Genomic DNA, 15,641 nt, shown 5'->3' on the forward strand with positions numbered 1-15,641 from the left:
GGCGCTCGGGTTTTGCGCTGTCCGGGCCGGTCACACGTCAACGGCCGTGTGAACCACTCCCTCGATCCGCCGCCGCCAGTCGCCCCCACGGGCCCACGCCCACGCGACGGCATCCGGAATGGACAGAAGTGGTTCAGCTGCCGCTGTCCGATGCTCATAAGTTGCCGTCGGGGCTGCCCCGTGCAGTGCATCGACCAAGCACTGACGGTCTCGCCTGATGAGAGTCTCATCGGTTTCGATGAACAGGTGCGTCTCCCCGTCGGCCAGCAGGTCGCGGGCAATTGCGCGCAGGCACTTCTCGCGACGAATGAGATCAGTGCGGTGCGGTGCGCCAGCTCGATAGATCACGACGAGCGGCTGGATCTCCGCGATGACACTCAAGACCTTTCGGCGACGGGAGTCGCTCTCCTTCTTCATGTGGACCCTCGGCTGTCCTCGAAGGAGAAGCGTGCGCATGGCTTGTCGAGCACGGTCCGTGCCGTGCGACGGGATGATGGCCGCGACGAGGAGATACTCACGTGCCTTCGTCTCATCGATGAACACCCTGCGCTTAGGCATTAGATATTTCTCACTCCACGAGCATGCCACATTCGCCGTGTCGAACGGCGGGGCGATGTCGTTTGACCACGTAGATTCGTGTCAGTAAAGTCAGCGAAGTAAACCGGTTTTGTGCAACGAAGGAGTTGGCATGCAGGAGGCGACCGCAGCGTCGGAGTTCGTCGAGGCGAACAGGGCCCGGCTCACCGAGTTGATCGACGCGGTAGTGCCTAGCGACGACTACCCGTCGGCGTCGGAGGCGGGCGGCCTCGTCTTCCTCCAGCGGATGCTGGCCGAGCGGCTCGACTGGATCGCGCAGGCCGCCGACGTCGTCGAGCGGGGGGACGCGAGCGCGCACTGGCAGTGGTTCGCCGAGCTGGTCGCGGGCGGCTATTACGCCGACCCCGGCAACGGAGGCAATGCCGACGCCGCATCCTGGGCCATGATCGACTGGACCCCGAGCCCCGGGGCGGCTGGGGCGTGAGCGTGCCCGTCGCCGAGGCGCCGCACACGATCGTGCACCCGCGCGACCTCGCCCCGCGCTACGACGCGATCGTGATCGGCTCGGGCGCCGGCGGTGGAGTGGCGGCTGCGGGCCTCGCCGAGGCGGGGCGCCGCGTGCTGGTCGTCGAGGCCGGGCGCTGGCCGTCGATCGCCGAGATGTCGCACGACCAGATCCGCAACCCGCGATCGGACTGGGGCGTCGCGCCGCTCTCCGGGCCGGCCAACGAGGGCAACCCCCGTGTCTCGGAGTCGCTCGACGGCCGCACCCGCCTGACCCTGCGGCCCTCCGACGGCGCCTGGGGCAACAACGCCTCGACGGCCGGCGGAGGCACCCGTGTCTACGGCGCCCAGGCCTGGCGCTTCGGGCCGACCGACTTCAGGATGGCGTCGACCTACGGGGTGCCGGAGGGGTCGTCGCTCGCCGACTGGCCCATCTCGTACGACGACCTCGCCCCCTTCTACGAGCGCGCCGAGTGGGAGGTCGGGGTCTCCGGCAGCCCCGACGAGGGCAAGTGGGGCGGCCCGCGCGATCGGCCGTTGCCGATGCCCGCGCTGCCGGCCGGCCCCTCGCGCGAGCGGCTCGCGGCCGGTGCCGCCTCGCTCGGCTTCTCGACGGTCACCGTGCCCCTGCTGGTCAACTCGACGGACTACCTGGGTCGCCTCGCCTGTCGCCAGTGCGGCCTGTGCATCGGCTTCGCCTGCCCGGTCGACGCCAAGAACGGCAGCCAGAACACCCTCCTGACCAGGGCGTTCGCCACCGGCAACGCGTCCATCGTGCTCGAGACGCGAGCGTCTCGCATCCTGACCGACACATCCGGCCGGGTGACCGGCGTGCGACTCGTGGGCGCCGTCGACGGCGACGACTGGTCGCAGGATCTCGAGGCTGCCGAGGTCGTGGTCTCGGCCGGCGCGATCGAATCGGCTCGCCTCCTGCTCAACAGCGCATCCGACCGCGAGCCGCAGGGCCTCGGCAACAACCGCGACCAGGTCGGACGGCACGTGCAGGGCCACCTCTACGGGGGTGCCATCGGGGTGTTCGACGACATCGTCGAAGACCTCGTCGGGCCGGGGCCGTCGATCGCGACGACCGACTTCCGGCACCACAACGGCGACATCGTCGGCGGCGGCATCATCGTCAACGAGTTCGTGCCGACGCCGTCGAACGCCTACCGCTACCTCACGTCGACGGGGCTCATCCCGCGCACGGGCCTGGACAGCAAGCGGGGCATGCGCGACCTCGCGAGGCGAAGCCTTCGGATCATGGGGCCCATCCAGGAGGTCACGTCGGCCGACTCCCGCGTGCGCGTCGATCCGTCGGTGGTCGACCGGCACGGCATCCCGGTCGCGCGACTCAGCGGGCAGATGCACCGCGAGGACGTCCGAGCCCGCGACTTCACGAGCGAGACGAGCGGCCAGTGGCTGCGGGCTGCCGGTGCGACCTCCGTCGTGGAGTTCGGCGGGGCGCCGGAGGGGCCGAGCGTCGGCCAGCACCAGGCGGGCACGCTGCGCATGGGGTCGGACCCCGCCACCAGCGCCGTCGACGAGTTCGGCCGCGTCTGGGGCCACGACAACCTGCGCGTGATGGACGGCTCGGTGCACGTGACGAACGGCGGTGTGAACCCGGTGCTGACGATCCTCGCGACGTCGATGCGCAGCGTCGACCAGATGGTCGGCGGGCGCGCGACCGGCGACTAGCCCGGTCAGTCGGGCAGGCGCACCGGGCCGAGCTCGTCGAAGACGTCGCCGGGGCCCGGGTTCGTCGGCGCCGATGTGCCGCCGAAGTGCCGCATGATGCCCCAGACCGAGTTGAGCGACGTCTGCACGGCGCCCTCGGCCCAGGCCGGCGTGAACGACACGTCGTCGCCGGCGATGAACAGGCCCTTCTGAGGCTCCGGCAGGTCGTCCTGCACGAAGTGCGCGTACATGCGCCGGTTGTACCGGTAATGGCCGGGCAGCGCGCCCTTGAACGCCCCGAGGAAGTGCGGGTCGTCCTCCCACGACACGGTGATCGGGTCGCCCACGATGTGGCTCCGGATGTCGAGGCCCGGATAGATGTGTGCGAGTGCGTCGAGCGCGAGGTCGACACGGCGCTCGACCGGGTGCGGCAGCATCTTCAGCGCGTCGCTCATCCACGAGTACGTGAGGCAGATCACGCCGGGCCGGTCGGGGCCGTTGTCGAAGAGGTACGTGCCGCGGGTCAGTCGGTCGGTGAGCGTCATGCTCATCACGTCGCGGCCGGTGGCCGGGTCGACGTCCTTCCAGAACGGCCGGTCGACCATCACGAAGGTCTTCGACGACTGCATGTAGCGGGTGCGGTCGAGCGCCATCCACATCTTCTGCGAGAACAAGCTCTCGTCGCACTGGATCTGGGTGGTCAGCAGCCAGCTCTGGCAGGTCGCGAGGACGGCGCCGAAACGTCGCGTCTCGCCGGATTCGTCCGTGATCGCCAGATCGCCGGAAGCGCTGCGCGAGAGCCGGGTGACGCTGGGGTGCGGCTCGCCGTCGTTGAGCGACGCGACACTGGTGCCGTCGGGCCAGTGAACCGCGCCCTGAATCCGGCGCCCCCAGAGGCCCCGCGGAACCTGCTCGGCGCCCCCGACGATCAGCCGTTGATCCGTGTCGCAGTTCGTGACGACGACGCGCAGGATCTCGAGCATCGAGTTCGCGAAGTCGCTGTCCCAGCCGCCTGTGCCGAAGCCGACCTGGCCGAAGACCTCGCGGTGACGGAACGAGAGGCTCGAGAACTCGTCGCTCGAGGCGACGAACTCGTAGAAGCTGCGGTCGTCCCAGGCCTCGACCAGCACGTCCCAGATCGCTTTGAGACGGTGCGCGTCGCGAGCGCGGATGGCATCCTGCAGGCCACCGAGATGCAGGATGCGATCGAGCGCGGAATCCCACGCCTCGGCCACTTCGCGGAACAGCGGCGGCAGGTCGTCAAGGGACTTCGCATAGTAGGTCTCGCCCTCGAGGTCGACCACCGTCGAGCCGGACGCGGGGGTGAGCGGGTTGGGAAAGGGCGCGGACTCGAGCGAGAGCAGGTCGACGTAGTGGAAGAGGGTCGTCGACGAGACGGGGAAGCGCATGCCGCCGAGCTCGGCCACGACGTCGTGCTCGTCGGCGTCGCGGCCGCTGAAGCGGACGCTGCGCAGCCGACCGCCGAGGCGCGAGCCCTCGTAGACGACGGGGCGGAGGCCCAGCCGCATCAGCTCGTAGGCGGCGACCAGCCCGGCGATGCCGCCGCCGATCACGGCGACGGCCTCGCCGTGACGTTCGGGCGGGATGCTGCCGATGCCGTCGGGGTGGACGAGCCACTCGTCGTAGGCGAAGGGGAAGTCCGGCCCGAACATCGTGACCGGAGGGGCCGCGGGCTCGACATCGGTGTCGGAGCGGGCAGCGGTGGGAGCGTCCGTCATCCGGCTCACACTAGCCGAGCCGCGGCGCCCCTCCGGCTCGCGCCCTGTTGCGACTGACCCGTTCTGTGCAACTGACCCGTTCTGGGGGCCCGGCGGGGGCTGACTCGGCCGCGGCCAGCCGTCAAGCTGGGAGCATGAACGACCTCGCTCTCGAGCAGCCCGCGGCCACGAGCCACAGCGTGCAGCTCCGCATCGACATCGTGGAAGCCGCGATCGTCGCCATCTCCCGCCTCGGCTACCGATCGACATCCGTCGACGACGTGGCTGAGGAGCTGAACGTGCCGTCCGATATCGTCCTGCACGAGTTCCCGAGCTGGTCGGGCCTGGTGCTCGCCGTCGTCGACCGCTGGAACCGCCGCCGGCTCGAGCGGGTGTCCGCAGTATCGAAGGGACGCGGCACCATCGTCATGCTGCGAACGCTCGTCGCCTACAACGTGTCCGACCCCGGGCTGATGCGCCTGCTGGTCGCCCTTGCCAACGAGGCGTCCGACCAGTCGCACCCGGCGGCGCAGTACTTCCGCGAGCGTTACGAGGACTTCCACTCGTTCGTGCGGCAGAGCATCATCGACGACGTGAGTCGGGGCCTCGCCCCCGACGACGTCGAGCCGGCAGCCGTGGCCGATCAGCTCGTCGCCCTCTACGAGGGCCTGCAGCTGCAGGCGCTGCTGCGACCTCGGTTCGACCTGGCGATCGCCTTCAACCGCGCCATGGACTACTTCGCCGACACCTGGTGAGCTGCGTTGGTGCTGCCGTGCTGCCGCGTGTTCGCAGGGCCGCGCGGAAGAACCACCGCCGGCCAGAAGGCCGGCCAAGGGGTATCTCTTTTTCTGACTTACAGGTCTGACTGAATTCAGTGCCGCCTGAACGCGATCTCGAGACGTGATCCTGAATTCAGGCGAACCTGTAAGTCCAAAAAAGCAGCACCCTTTCCTCGGAGCTCGGAGCTCGGAGCTCGGAGCTCGGAGCTCGGAGCCCGGAGCTCGGAGCCCGGCCCCCTGGTGACTCAGAGCAGGCGGCGCTCGAGCGCTCAGGCGGTCAGCTCGTGCCGCGACGAGAGCTGCAGCTTGCGCAGCACGCTCGAGACGTGCGTCTCCACGGTCTTCACCGAGATGAAGAGCTCGGCGGCGACCTCCTTGTAGGCGTAGCCGCGGGCGATGAGACGCATCACCTCGCGCTCGCGGGCCGACAACCGGTCGAGCTCGCCGACGCGCTCGGCCTGCTCGCCGGAGGCCGCCCCGAAGGCGTCGAGCACGAAGCCGGCGAGACGCGGCGAGAAGACGGCGTCACCCGAGGCGACCGCACGGACGGCGGCGCTGACCTCCGCGCCCGAGCTGCCCTTCGTGATGTAGCCGCGCGCGCCGCCTCGGATCACTCCGACCACGTCTTCTGCCGAGTCCGACACGCTGAGCGCCAAGAAGCGCGTCGACGGGCAGCGGGCCGCCGCGCGCCTGAGCACCTCGGCGCCGCCACCTCCGGCGCCGCCCGGCAGGTGCACGTCGAGCAGCACGACGGTCGGCTGCGCTGCCGTGATCGCGTCGACCGCCGAGTCGACGTCGGCAGCCTCGGCGACCACGTCGAGGTCGGCATCGAGATCGGCCCTCAGGCCGGAGCGGAAGATCGAGTGGTCGTCGACGATCACCACGGAGATGATCGGGGCCGCGGCCGAGCCGGAGTCCGTGCTGTCGTCGCTCATTCGTCGTCGCTCCGTTCGAGGTGCAGGTAAACCTCCGTGCCGGTGCCGCCGGCTCCTGGCCGGACGCGCGCGGTGCCGCCCGCCCGGCGCATGCGACCCACTATCGACTCGCGCACGCCCAAGCGGTCTTCGGGCACGTCGTCGATCGCGAAGCCCTCGCCGCGGTCGCGCACGAAGACGTCCACCGACGAGGGTGTCGACTCGAGGTAGACCGAGATGTCGCCGCCGGCGTGCCGGGCGGCATTGAGCATGGCCTCGCGCGCCGACGCCGCCACCTCGCCGGTGCCGAGCTCGGAGGTGCCGCCGACGACCACTACCTCGATGCGTGCCGGATAGTCGAGTTCGAGGGCTGCGCCGAAGTCACGGAGATCGGTGGCCAGGTCGCGCTCGACGGATGAGGCGCCGGCATGGAGCCAGTCGCGCAGCTCGCGCTCCTGGGCGCGAGCGATGCGGGCGACCTCGCTCGAGGCGCCCGCGCGGTTCTGGATCAGCGCCAGCGTCTGCAGCACCGAGTCGTGCAGATGCGCGGCCATCTCGGCGCGCTGCTCATCGCGCACGACAGCGGTGCGGCGGGCGGTCGCCTGGCGGCGCAGCGTCAACAGCTCGGGCCCCACCGCAGCGGCGACCGCAGCGGCCGCCGTCACGACGACCAGCAGCCAGAGCCACCCCGCGTCCGGCCCCACCGACGCCACCGCGAGCAGGAAGGCCAGCAGGGCGAGCCCGAAAGCCACTCCGACGCGCACGACGCGCGCCCCCTTCACCCCGTCGACGTCGAGGGGGGGGGCTCGACCCAGCGGGACCAGGCGACCGCACCGAGCGCCAGGGCGATGACCAGAGGCACGGTGAGGCCCAGGATCGACGTCGAGCCGGGCCGGACGAACACGGCGAACGACAGCACGGCCAGCACGGCGGCGAGACCCACCAGCAGCAGGGGGACCGGGATGCGGCGGCGAACCGCATCGTCGGCGTCAGCATGCGGGTCGTCGCCCTGTGCAGCGCGCAGAGGCGTCAGAGCCCACAGCCACAGGTAGAGCAGGATGCCGGCACCCCCGGCGAGGATCGACAGGGCGAACGCCCAGCGCACGACGCCCACACGCCAGCCGAGGTGCTCGGCGAGCCCCTCGCTCACGCCGCTCACGATGCAGACGCGGGGCGCGTCAGACGGCGTGCTGCCGGCCGGGCGCCGAGCCCAGTCGGGCTGGGGAGCCCAGTCGGGCTGGGGGGCGCAGTCGGGCTCGAGCTCGCAAGCCGGGTGGGGGTTGCCGGCCGCGTCCGCCCAGGCGGGCCCTCAGGATCCTGCGACCCCGGCGTCGTCGGAGGCCGCCTCGACCGAGACCAGCGTGGGCTTCGCGGCCCCCGTGGCCCCGGCTGCGCCGGTGCCGCCGGCACAGGGTGCCTCGCCCACCGTCGTCGCCGACTGGCGAGAGCGGCAGGACGAGTGGCGAGCCCGCTATGAGGGGTGGAAGCGCCAGCAGGCCGACGCCTCCCGCGCCGCGCGCGAGGGCCGCTGGTCGGACGCCTCCCGTCGGCAAGCGGATGCCGTCGAGCAGGCGACGCTACGGCGCCTGTCGCAGCCGCGCACGAGCGGCTCGTTCGTAGCCATCGCCCTCGGCGTCGCTCTGATGGCGGGCGCGCTGGCCGCCGCCTTCGCCTGGAGCGTCCCGGCGCTCAGCGACTACCCCGCGGCCTTCGGCTGCGCCGCTGCCACGGCGGTGGTCGGGCTCTCGATGCTGACGGCGGCCCTGCTGCGACGTCGAAGCGGCTCCCTGGCATTCGTGGCCATCGTCCTCGTCTGCATCACGGCAGCCCTGCTCGTCGGCGTCTCGGGCATCGGCTCGCTGCCAGAAGACGTCTACCGATTCGTCTCGTGAAAGGAACCACCATGACCGACGACACCAACCCCACCAGGCCCTACCCGTCGGGCGATGCGCAGCCCACCGAGCCGCTGACCGCCGAGAGACCCTCTTCGGCGTATCGGCGACCGGCCCCGCGCCGGAGACGGCCGCCCCCGACCCCGTCGCCCCGACCGGTTGGGCCGCTGCCCCGGCCCCACGGATCCGCTGGGCAGGCGTCGTCTGGGGAGCTCTCTCCTCCGCCTTCGGTGTCACCACGATGGCCGTGCTGTCGACCGCTGCCAACCAGGCCGCCTTCGCCTCATGGGTCTCGCCCCTCGGCCCTGGGGGCGCCGGCCTCGCGGGGCTCGTCGCTCTGGGCGCGCTGCTGCTCGTCCTCGGCATCGTCGGCGCCGCGACTCGCGCGCAGCGACCCCGCTGAGTCTCTCTCGGCGGGGATGAAGGGCGGGGTCCTACGCTGTCAGATGACGCGCCGACGGCGCAGCACGCGAAGGGATGCCGATGTCCGACCTCGATCTGAGCCAGCCGCTGACCCCACCGGAGGAGCCCGCCCAAGGCATCGCTCTCACACCGCCCGCCGCGGTGCCCGAGATCGACAACGACCAGGCCGTCGGCATGGTCGCGATCCCCGCCGACAAGCAGTCCGAGCTTCAGCAGAAGGCCGCCCAGTTCGTCGCGAGCCTCGCCGAGGAGGAGCCTGGCAGCCCGGCCTTCACCAAGAAGATCGACGACATCGTTCGCATGGGCGAGAAAGAGATCACGTCGAGCTCGGCGGTCTCGAACCGCATGCTCGAGCGCCCGTCGACGTCGCTGGCTGCGATCAAGGGCAAGGGCGACGCCGCAGCCCCGCAAGCGAAGGTGGCCAAGAGCCTGCAGGATCTCCGCTCCACGATCACCGATCTCGACCCCGCGCGTGCCGAGATGACTGGTGTGCGCCGAGTGCTCGGCCACCTGCCCGGCAGCAAGAAGATCACCCACTATTTTCAGCGGTACGAGTCGTCGCAAAAGCAGCTCGACGCCATCGTCAACGCGCTCGTCTCCGGCCAGGACGGCCTGCGCAAAGACAACGCGTCGATCGAGCTGGAGCGCCAGAACCTCTGGACGACGATGGGCAAGCTCAGCGAGTACGCCACCCTCGCCGCGGCCCTCGACGAGGCCACCAGCAAGAAGGCCGACGAGCTCCGCGCCACCGACCCGAAGGCCGCCGACTCGCTGCTGGCCGACGCGCTGTTCCCGATCCGCCAGCGCCGGCAGGACCTCACGACGCAGATCGCCGTGTCGGTGCAGGGCTATCTCGCCCTCGACATGATCCGCAAGAACAACCTCGAGCTGATCAAAGGCGTCGAGCGGGCTCGCACCACGACCGTCGCAGCCCTCCGCACAGCGGTCGTCGTCGCGCAGGCCCTGGCAAACCAGCGACTCGTGCTCGACCAGATCGGCGCCCTCAACGAGGCGACGAACACGATGATCGGCCGCACCAGCGAGCTGCTCAAGCAGCAGACGGGCATGATCCACGAGCAGGCGACCAACTCGGGCGTCAGCGTCGAGACGCTGCAGCACGCCTTCGACAACGTCTTCGCGACGATGAACGACATCGACAGCTACCGTGCCAAGGCCGTCGAGGGTATGCAGAGCACCGTCACGGCGCTCGAGGGCCAGATCGAGCGGTCGCGCAGCTACCTCGAGCGCAGCCGCTCCGAGCAGGTCCGCGACGGGCAACTCGGCAGCGGCACGACGACCACCCCGGGTGCGATCGAAAGCTAGAGCAAGGGCGAGGGGTCAGATCTCCAGGCTCGACTGGGCGAAGCGGTCCGACAGGAAGGCGCCGTTGACGAGCAGCGCCGAGGCGTCCTGCTCGATCGCGGCGTCTCGCATCCTGCCGACCGCCTCGTCGAGGGTCTCGAGCTGCGCGACGAGAAGGTCGGCGGCGGTCGACCCGTCGGTGAAGCGGTGCGACCTGGCCCAGTCGGCGGGCAGCGCCACGTAGGCCTTGATCGTGTCGGGCAGGTAGACGGTCGCCGTGCGACGCACCAGGATCTCGGTGTCTCCGCCCCCGAGGACGCGCGGCAACGTGTCGCGCAACGCACTCGCGATGCGGGCGACGATCTCGCCCGCGGTGGGCGGGATGCGCCCGTCGAGGCGCGCCGACAGGAGGCGTAGGCCGGTGTCGACATCGGAGTCGTCGACGACCACGTCGGAGCCGGCGGGCGCGACGCCGAGCACCTGGAGGGCGCGCGCGGCTGACGCGGCGTCACCGGCGGCGTCGGCCGCGACGGCGGCGATCTCGCCCGCGAAGGCGGTCAGCCAGTCGCCGAGCGACAGGGTCTTGCGCGAGATGATGACGCCGCCCGAGACGTACGCGGATTCGCCGACGAGACGTTTGCCGTCGAGCCGGAGGGTGAGCGCGTCTTTCGGGGTGGTCAGCTTCAGCTGCGTGATCGTCCCAGCGCCCCCTGAGAGGCGATCCTTGAGGCTGCGGGCGCGCTCGACCTCGAGCACGCTGTCGACGACGCCGCCCGGCAGAGCGCGGGCGGCACCCTCGACGAGGCTCGCCATGAGAGCCTGCGGGTCGTCGGTGGGCTGGGCCGAGAGGGGGTTCAGACTCAAAGTCAGCGCCCGTCGGTGAGAGGGAGCACCAGAGAGGGCGTCGCGATGACGTGATCGTCGCGCAGCGGGCGCACGGCCGTGCCGATGGCGAAGAACTCGGTCGTGTGGCCGCCCCAGCGGTGCGACTGCGACAGCAGCTGCACGCCGACGATGCCCTCGGCGGCCAGTTGTTCGGCCTCGGCCTGCATGCGGCCCATGGCCAGCTCACGAGCGTCGTAGAGCGCCTCGGTGTAGGTGGGGATCTCGACGTTCTGCCCCATCGTGCCCATCGACGCCATCATGCCGCGGTGGGCGATGTGGTAGACGCACGTGCCCATGACGAGGCCCTGCGGCACGTAGCCCGACTGGATCAGCGTCCAGAAATCCTGGCCCGACAGATCGGAGGTGAAGGGGAGGTTCTTGTTGTTGCGCCACTTGCCCACGGGCGGCGCCTCGTCGGCCACGACGGCCGTGCCGATGGCGATGAACTCGGCGAGGTCGTTGCCATACTCTTTGAACTCGATCTCGAGGCGGACCCCGACGATGCCGTCGGCGCCGAGCGCCTCGGCCTCGGCCTCCATGCGGGTCATGGCGAGCTCGCGGGCGTGGTACATCGCCTGGCTGAGCTTGTCCATCTCCATGTTCTTCGACCAGCGGCCCACCTGGATGCCCACGTGGTAGACGCTCGAGCCGAGCACGAGGCCGACCGGTTTGAAGCCGGCCTGGCGCACGAGCAGGAACTCGTTGACCGAGAGGTCGGAGGTGAAGAGCCGCGCTTTGCCGTCGGCGAGACGCGCCCTCGCATCGGCTGGCAGCGAGACTGCGGAGAGATCGGGGGAGTCGGACATCGGTGTTCTTTCTGTCGGGCGGTCGGTAGGTGGAGCGAGAGATTCAGGTTGGGCGTCAGCGTCGTCGGGTGCGCACGTCGTTGTCGGTGAGCGGCAGGACGGTCGTCACCTTCGCGGTCGCCGGTCGGTCTTTCGTGCGGAAGTCGCGCATCGGCCCCGGCACCAGGATCGTGCCGATGAAGACGGCCTCGGCGTGCAGGTCGACCTCTTCGCCGCAGGGCGTCTCGAACTCGGTGACGCTCTGGTGGGTGATGACGAGGTCGGCGCCCCCGTCGCGCTTGGCGCGGGCGACCAGCTGGTTGCGCGCGTCGTGACGGGCGGCGTTGACGAGCAGGGTGAGCCCGTCGATCTCCTGGTTGCCGGCCCAGGCCGAGCGCTGCTGCTTGAGCTGGTAGTCCTCGTGCTTGGTCGACACCGAGAGGCCGAGCGCCATCTCGCGCGGCTGGAAGCCGGAGTGGATGGCGCTGGCGACGTCTTCGGCCGAGAGGTTGGCGTACCAGATCTCGCCCTGCACCTTCGGGCGTGCGACGAGCGAGGTGTCGACGCTGCGCACCGCCGTGCCGATCGCGGTGAACTCGTACGCCGACGCGTCGATGCGCACGCGGGTCACCTCGACGCCGACGACGCCCTCGGCGCCGAGCATCCGGGCCTCGGCGAGCATCCGATTGATCGCCTCGTGCCAGCCGTGTTCGAACGCCTTCACGTAGGGTGCAAAGCCGGCGTAGCCGCCGTGGTCGCCCGAGGTCGTGACGGGGGTCTGATAGCCGAAGGCGTTGCCGCCGAGGAGGCCTCCGCCAAAACCGCCCATGCCGCCGCCCATGCGCATGCCGTAGTAGTTGCAGCCGTTGCCCGACCAGCCGAGGTTCATGGCGATCGAGCCGAACACCTCGCCTACCGGGGCCAGCCCCGCGCTCTTCGCCGCTGCGGCAGCCGGCGCTGAGAACAGCGACCCGGTCGTGCCGCTGGCGTGCTGCCGGGCAATGCGCTCATGCGCTGCCGGGGGAAGGCCGTCCGTCCATTGACTCACGTGCTCATCCAAGCACCCCGACCTCGGCGTGACCAGACAGTCCTCAGAACGGCGGACTCCCCTTGTGGGGCTGTGCGACACCCGTGGCGCACCGTCAGAATCAGAGGGTGCCTTCGATCCTGCATCATCTCTCCCTGCCCTTCCTCCGCGGCAAGTACGGCGCCGTCGGCGGGCGACTCGGCGTGCCGCGACCGGATGACGCACCCCAGGCGCACGCTCCCGGCATCGACCCCGATCGCATCCTGATCTTCGGCAACGGCGCGGCCGTCGGCTGGGGCGTCCGCAGCCACGACCTGGCGCTGCCCGGCCACCTCGCCCGCAAGCTCAGCGCCCTGACCGGCCGCGGCGTCGACGTCGACGTGGTCGCCGACCCGGTCGTCACGATCCGAAGCGCAGCCCAGGCCGTGCCCGTCGATCGCCTCGGCGGCTACGACGCCGTCGTCATCGTGCTCGGCGTCAGCGACGCACTGCGGCTCACCTCGCTCGGCCGGTGGAAGCAGGGGCTCCTCGAGCTGCTCGACGTCATCGACGCGAACGCGCACGAGACGTGCGAGATCGTGCTCGTCGGGATCCACCGGCCGAGTTCCATCGCCGCGTTCTCGGTACGGGAGGCCGGCCTCGTCGACCGGCACGGAGAACGCCTCGACGAGGTCACGCGCCAGATCTGCGAGGCGCGCACCCGCACCCACTTCGTCGAGCCGCCCGAGCTCACGGCCGAGCTGGCGCCCGCCGGCACCGACCGCTTCCGGCTCTGGGCCCAGGATCACGCCGCGATGCTGGCACCCCTGCTCGACCATCACGTCGGCCGCGGCCCGTCGGCGCGCGACGCACGCCACCAGCCGCAGAGCGACGAGGTGCGGCTCGAGGCCATCCGCGCTCTGGGCCTCCTCGACTCGCCGGCCGAGAAGCGGTTCGACGACATCACCGAGCGGGCCCGGCTGCTGCTCGGCACGGCCGGCGCGGCGTTCTCGATCGTCGACGAGGGTCGTCTGTTCAACAAGTCGTTCTCGGGCGTCGGCCGCAGCGAGGTGCCCCTGCGCGGCGCGATGTGCGCGGTCACGATCCGCAGCGGTCGGCCCTTCGTGGTACCGGACGTGTGGCACGACGACCGGTTCGTGACGCACCCGGCGGTCCGCTTCTACGCCGGCCACCCGGTCGAGTCGCCCGACGGCGTGCGCATCGGCGCGCTCTGCGTCACCGACCCCGAGCCGCGGTCGGCCGACAGCGTCGACCTCGTGCTGCTGCGTGAGCTCGCCCTGCTGGTCCAGCGCGAGCTGGCTGCCGGTGCGGCCGAGCCGGAAGAGACACCGGCCGCGGCGGCTTAGCGCCCCGCGCGCTCGTCGACGATCTGCCCGAGGGCGACGTCGAGATACGGATGCGCGAACTCGAAGCCGGCCGCGGTGAGGCGCTCGGGCACGACCCAGCGGCTCTTCAGCACCAGCTCGACCTCGGTGCGGATCACGGCCGAGCCGATCTCGAGCATCCAGCGCCACGCCGGAAGCCCGACTCGCACGCCGAGGGCGTGGCGGAGGTCCCGCGTCATGCTGCGGTTGTCACTCGGGTTCGGCGACGCGAGGTTCACCACGCCGTCCATGTCGTCGTGCTCACGGATGAACTCGATCGCGCGCAGCACGTCCTCGACGTGGATCCAGCTGAACTTCTGCAGCCCGCCCCGGGCGCCGAACGCGTGATACGTGCCGGCCTCCCGACGCGCGGCGGTCTCGGGCCACGGGCCGTCGAGCTGCGGGCCGCCGAGGCCGAACCTCGCCAAATAGATCAGCGGGATCAGGGCGCTCCCGTCGCCGAGCACGATCGCCATCCGCAGCGCGACCTTGCGTGTGCCGGGAGTCTCGTGCGAGAAGAACTCGTCCTCCCACGTCGTCGCGATCGACACCGAGAAGCCGTGCCCGATCTCGCCCGTCGACTCGGTCTGGGCGCGGTCTTCGGCGTGCCGGTAGATCGTCGCGGTCGAGGAGTTGAGCCAGAGGGCCGGCGGAGCCTCGCATCCGGCGACCGCCTCGGCCAGCTCGCGCGTCGTCTCGACACGGGAGCGCAGGATCTCACGCCGGTTGGCCTCGTTGTACCGGCAGTTGACGCTCTTGCCGGCGAGGTTGATCAGCATGTCGGCGCCTTCGAGCACGCGCGTCATAGCGGCGGTGTCGCCCCAGCGCGCGTCGGGCCCAGAGCGCCCGATCAGGCTGACACGCGCGCCCTCCGCGCGGTACGACTCGGCGAGATACGAGCCGATGAAGCCCGATGCTCCGGCGAGCACGATATGAAGCGGCATTATTTCCCCTGGTGTTCCGTCTCGACGTTATATGTGAAAAAGCCCGAGTATTCGTACACGCGCCCGATGACGGGCATCGACAGCGCTATCGACACGTGCTGCTTCTGGGCGTCGTCGTCGAACCGCTCGGTCAACGTCACCAGCGGGGCGACGAGCGGCAGGATCGGGAGGCGTCGCCTTCCGACACGCACCCCGACTCCGGTCGACCGAAGCGTCAGCGCCCCGTCGCGCACCGACGCGCCGAGCGAGGCGCTCAGCCGGCGCCCCGGTCCGAGGTGGTCGACGAGACGCCACGCCCCGCCCTCGCCCCGGTTGTCTGCTGTGATCGCGTCGACCATGACCCGGGTGCCACCCTGGAGATGGAAGGTCCGCCTCGCGCCGACGGCGATGTCGCCGTGCTGGTCGCGGAGGGGCCGGTTCTCGACGTCGAAGGGCACGCCCTCCTGCCAGACGGGGAATGCGATTCCCTCTCGCGCGAGCAGTGCCAGGACGGGCCAGAGCCAGCGCCTCGGCGTGCCGACGCGGTCGAACACGCCCGCCCCGCGGCCGACCGACCCGGCCGAGATCTCGCCGAAGTACTCCCCGAGCCGCGGGTGCAGGCGCGCGAGCTCATCACCGAGCACGATCTCGTAGGGCGACGGCATACGACGACGCTATCGCTCGAGCAGCGCCGTATTAGCGGCGGCCGTGCTGTGGATCAGCTGCGCGTGCCCGTCTGATCGTCGACGACGGCGTCGACCGCGACCGTGCGAACGGCGTCGATGCCGTTCTGTGCCGCACCCTTGGTCGTGTAGCTCTCGCTGGAGGCGATGACCTGGCCGTTGGGCGAGACGAGGTTGAAGTGGAACGAACCGGAGTCGGACTTCGTGAGAACGAACTTGCCTGGCATGGTT

At 70.5% G+C, this 15,641-nt stretch carries 18 protein-coding genes; 7 read left to right on the top strand and 11 right to left on the bottom strand.

Translation table 11 applies throughout. The annotated features are described in order from the left end of the window. Positions 1 to 30: 30 nt before the first annotated feature. Positions 31 to 543 (bottom strand): hypothetical protein, encoded by a 513-nt coding sequence (locus AX769_RS07635; protein ID WP_157887504.1) that lies wholly within the window; start codon positions 541 to 543, stop codon positions 31 to 33. 145 nt (positions 544 to 688) lie between these two features. Between AX769_RS07635 and AX769_RS24655 the strand changes: the two genes are divergently transcribed. Continuing rightward, a complete protein-coding gene (locus tag AX769_RS24655; RefSeq protein ID WP_204249336.1) occupies positions 689 to 1,021 on the top strand; it encodes a hypothetical protein in 333 nt (110 codons plus the stop codon). After that, positions 1,018 to 2,736 carry a GMC oxidoreductase gene (locus AX769_RS07640; RefSeq protein ID WP_204249337.1) on the top strand — a complete coding sequence of 573 codons (1,719 nt, stop codon included), beginning with the start codon at positions 1,018 to 1,020 and terminating at the stop codon, positions 2,734 to 2,736. Before AX769_RS24655 ends, AX769_RS07640 begins: the two co-directional genes overlap by 4 nt. Before the next feature lie 5 nt (positions 2,737 to 2,741). On the opposite strand, the gene AX769_RS07645 is transcribed toward AX769_RS07640, so the two are convergent. Further along, a complete protein-coding gene (locus AX769_RS07645) occupies positions 2,742 to 4,454 on the bottom strand; it encodes an NAD(P)/FAD-dependent oxidoreductase (protein ID WP_066277795.1) in 1,713 nt (570 codons plus the stop codon). 134 nt (positions 4,455 to 4,588) lie between these two features. Between AX769_RS07645 and AX769_RS07650 the strand changes: the two genes are divergently transcribed. Then, a complete protein-coding gene (locus AX769_RS07650) occupies positions 4,589 to 5,188 on the top strand; it encodes a TetR/AcrR family transcriptional regulator (protein WP_066277798.1) in 600 nt (199 codons plus the stop codon). 293 nt (positions 5,189 to 5,481) lie between these two features. Here the strand turns inward: AX769_RS07650 and AX769_RS07655 are convergent, their stop codons facing one another. Genes AX769_RS07655 through AX769_RS25100 form a run of 3 tightly spaced genes read right to left on the bottom strand, consistent with a single transcriptional unit; the run spans position 5,482 to position 7,285 of the window. Further along, the gene (locus tag AX769_RS07655) at positions 5,482 to 6,147 is read right to left on the bottom strand and encodes a response regulator transcription factor (RefSeq protein WP_066277800.1); all 666 of its coding nucleotides are present in this window, start codon (positions 6,145 to 6,147) and stop codon (positions 5,482 to 5,484) included. Beyond that, positions 6,144 to 6,890, bottom strand: coding sequence for a sensor histidine kinase (locus AX769_RS07660; RefSeq protein WP_239451969.1), 747 nt, complete (start codon positions 6,888 to 6,890; stop codon positions 6,144 to 6,146). Before AX769_RS07660 ends, AX769_RS07655 begins: the two co-directional genes overlap by 4 nt. Positions 6,891 to 6,904: 14 nt before the next feature. Continuing rightward, positions 6,905 to 7,285 (bottom strand): PspC domain-containing protein, encoded by a 381-nt coding sequence (locus tag AX769_RS25100; protein ID WP_239451970.1) that lies wholly within the window; start codon positions 7,283 to 7,285, stop codon positions 6,905 to 6,907. 1 nt (position 7,286) lies between these two features. Here AX769_RS25100 and AX769_RS07665 point away from each other — a divergent pair, with 1 nt between their 5' ends. The 3 genes from AX769_RS07665 to AX769_RS07670 all read left to right on the top strand — a co-directional run bounded on the left by AX769_RS07665 (position 7,287) and on the right by AX769_RS07670 (position 9,764). Beyond that, positions 7,287 to 8,018, top strand: coding sequence for a hypothetical protein (locus AX769_RS07665; protein WP_066277807.1), 732 nt, complete (start codon positions 7,287 to 7,289; stop codon positions 8,016 to 8,018). Positions 8,019 to 8,265: 247 nt separating this feature from the next. After that, complete coding sequence (locus AX769_RS23820) at positions 8,266 to 8,421, top strand: hypothetical protein (protein WP_157887505.1); 156 nt, start codon at positions 8,266 to 8,268, stop codon at positions 8,419 to 8,421. Positions 8,422 to 8,501: 80 nt separating this feature from the next. Further along, complete coding sequence (locus tag AX769_RS07670) at positions 8,502 to 9,764, top strand: toxic anion resistance protein (protein WP_066283315.1); 1,263 nt, start codon at positions 8,502 to 8,504, stop codon at positions 9,762 to 9,764. 15 nt (positions 9,765 to 9,779) lie between these two features. On the opposite strand, the gene AX769_RS07675 is transcribed toward AX769_RS07670, so the two are convergent. Genes AX769_RS07675 through AX769_RS07685 form a run of 3 tightly spaced genes read right to left on the bottom strand, consistent with a single transcriptional unit; the run spans position 9,780 to position 12,461 of the window. After that, positions 9,780 to 10,607 carry a hypothetical protein gene (locus tag AX769_RS07675; RefSeq protein ID WP_066277809.1) on the bottom strand — a complete coding sequence of 276 codons (828 nt, stop codon included), beginning with the start codon at positions 10,605 to 10,607 and terminating at the stop codon, positions 9,780 to 9,782. 2 nt (positions 10,608 to 10,609) lie between these two features. Beyond that, positions 10,610 to 11,434, bottom strand: coding sequence for a heavy metal-binding domain-containing protein (locus AX769_RS07680; RefSeq protein WP_066277811.1), 825 nt, complete (start codon positions 11,432 to 11,434; stop codon positions 10,610 to 10,612). 55 nt (positions 11,435 to 11,489) lie between these two features. Beyond that, the gene (locus AX769_RS07685; RefSeq protein WP_157887506.1) at positions 11,490 to 12,461 is read right to left on the bottom strand and encodes a heavy metal-binding domain-containing protein; all 972 of its coding nucleotides are present in this window, start codon (positions 12,459 to 12,461) and stop codon (positions 11,490 to 11,492) included. Between the two features lie 107 nt (positions 12,462 to 12,568). On the opposite strand from AX769_RS07685, the gene AX769_RS07690 reads away from it, so the two are divergent. After that, the gene (locus tag AX769_RS07690) at positions 12,569 to 13,786 is read left to right on the top strand and encodes a GAF domain-containing protein (RefSeq protein WP_066277814.1); all 1,218 of its coding nucleotides are present in this window, start codon (positions 12,569 to 12,571) and stop codon (positions 13,784 to 13,786) included. Here the strand turns inward: AX769_RS07690 and AX769_RS07695 are convergent. Genes AX769_RS07695 through AX769_RS07705 form a run of 3 tightly spaced genes read right to left on the bottom strand, consistent with a single transcriptional unit; the run spans position 13,783 to position 15,637 of the window. Beyond that, the gene (locus AX769_RS07695) at positions 13,783 to 14,748 is read right to left on the bottom strand and encodes an epimerase (protein WP_066277816.1); all 966 of its coding nucleotides are present in this window, start codon (positions 14,746 to 14,748) and stop codon (positions 13,783 to 13,785) included. The genes AX769_RS07690 and AX769_RS07695 overlap by 4 nt on opposite strands. Continuing rightward, entirely contained in the window at positions 14,748 to 15,392 is a 645-nt protein-coding gene (locus AX769_RS07700; protein ID WP_066277820.1) for a DUF4166 domain-containing protein, read from the bottom strand. Before AX769_RS07700 ends, AX769_RS07695 begins: the two co-directional genes overlap by 1 nt. 53 nt (positions 15,393 to 15,445) lie before the next feature. Continuing rightward, positions 15,446 to 15,637: a YegP family protein gene (locus tag AX769_RS07705; protein ID WP_066277822.1), complete on the bottom strand. Its 192-nt coding sequence runs from the start codon at positions 15,635 to 15,637 to the stop codon at positions 15,446 to 15,448. Between the last annotated feature and the right edge of the window lie 4 nt (positions 15,638 to 15,641).

Source organism: Frondihabitans sp. PAMC 28766 (genome assembly GCF_001577365.1).
In the GTDB taxonomy this organism is placed as follows: Bacteria; Actinomycetota; Actinomycetes; order Actinomycetales; family Microbacteriaceae; genus Frondihabitans.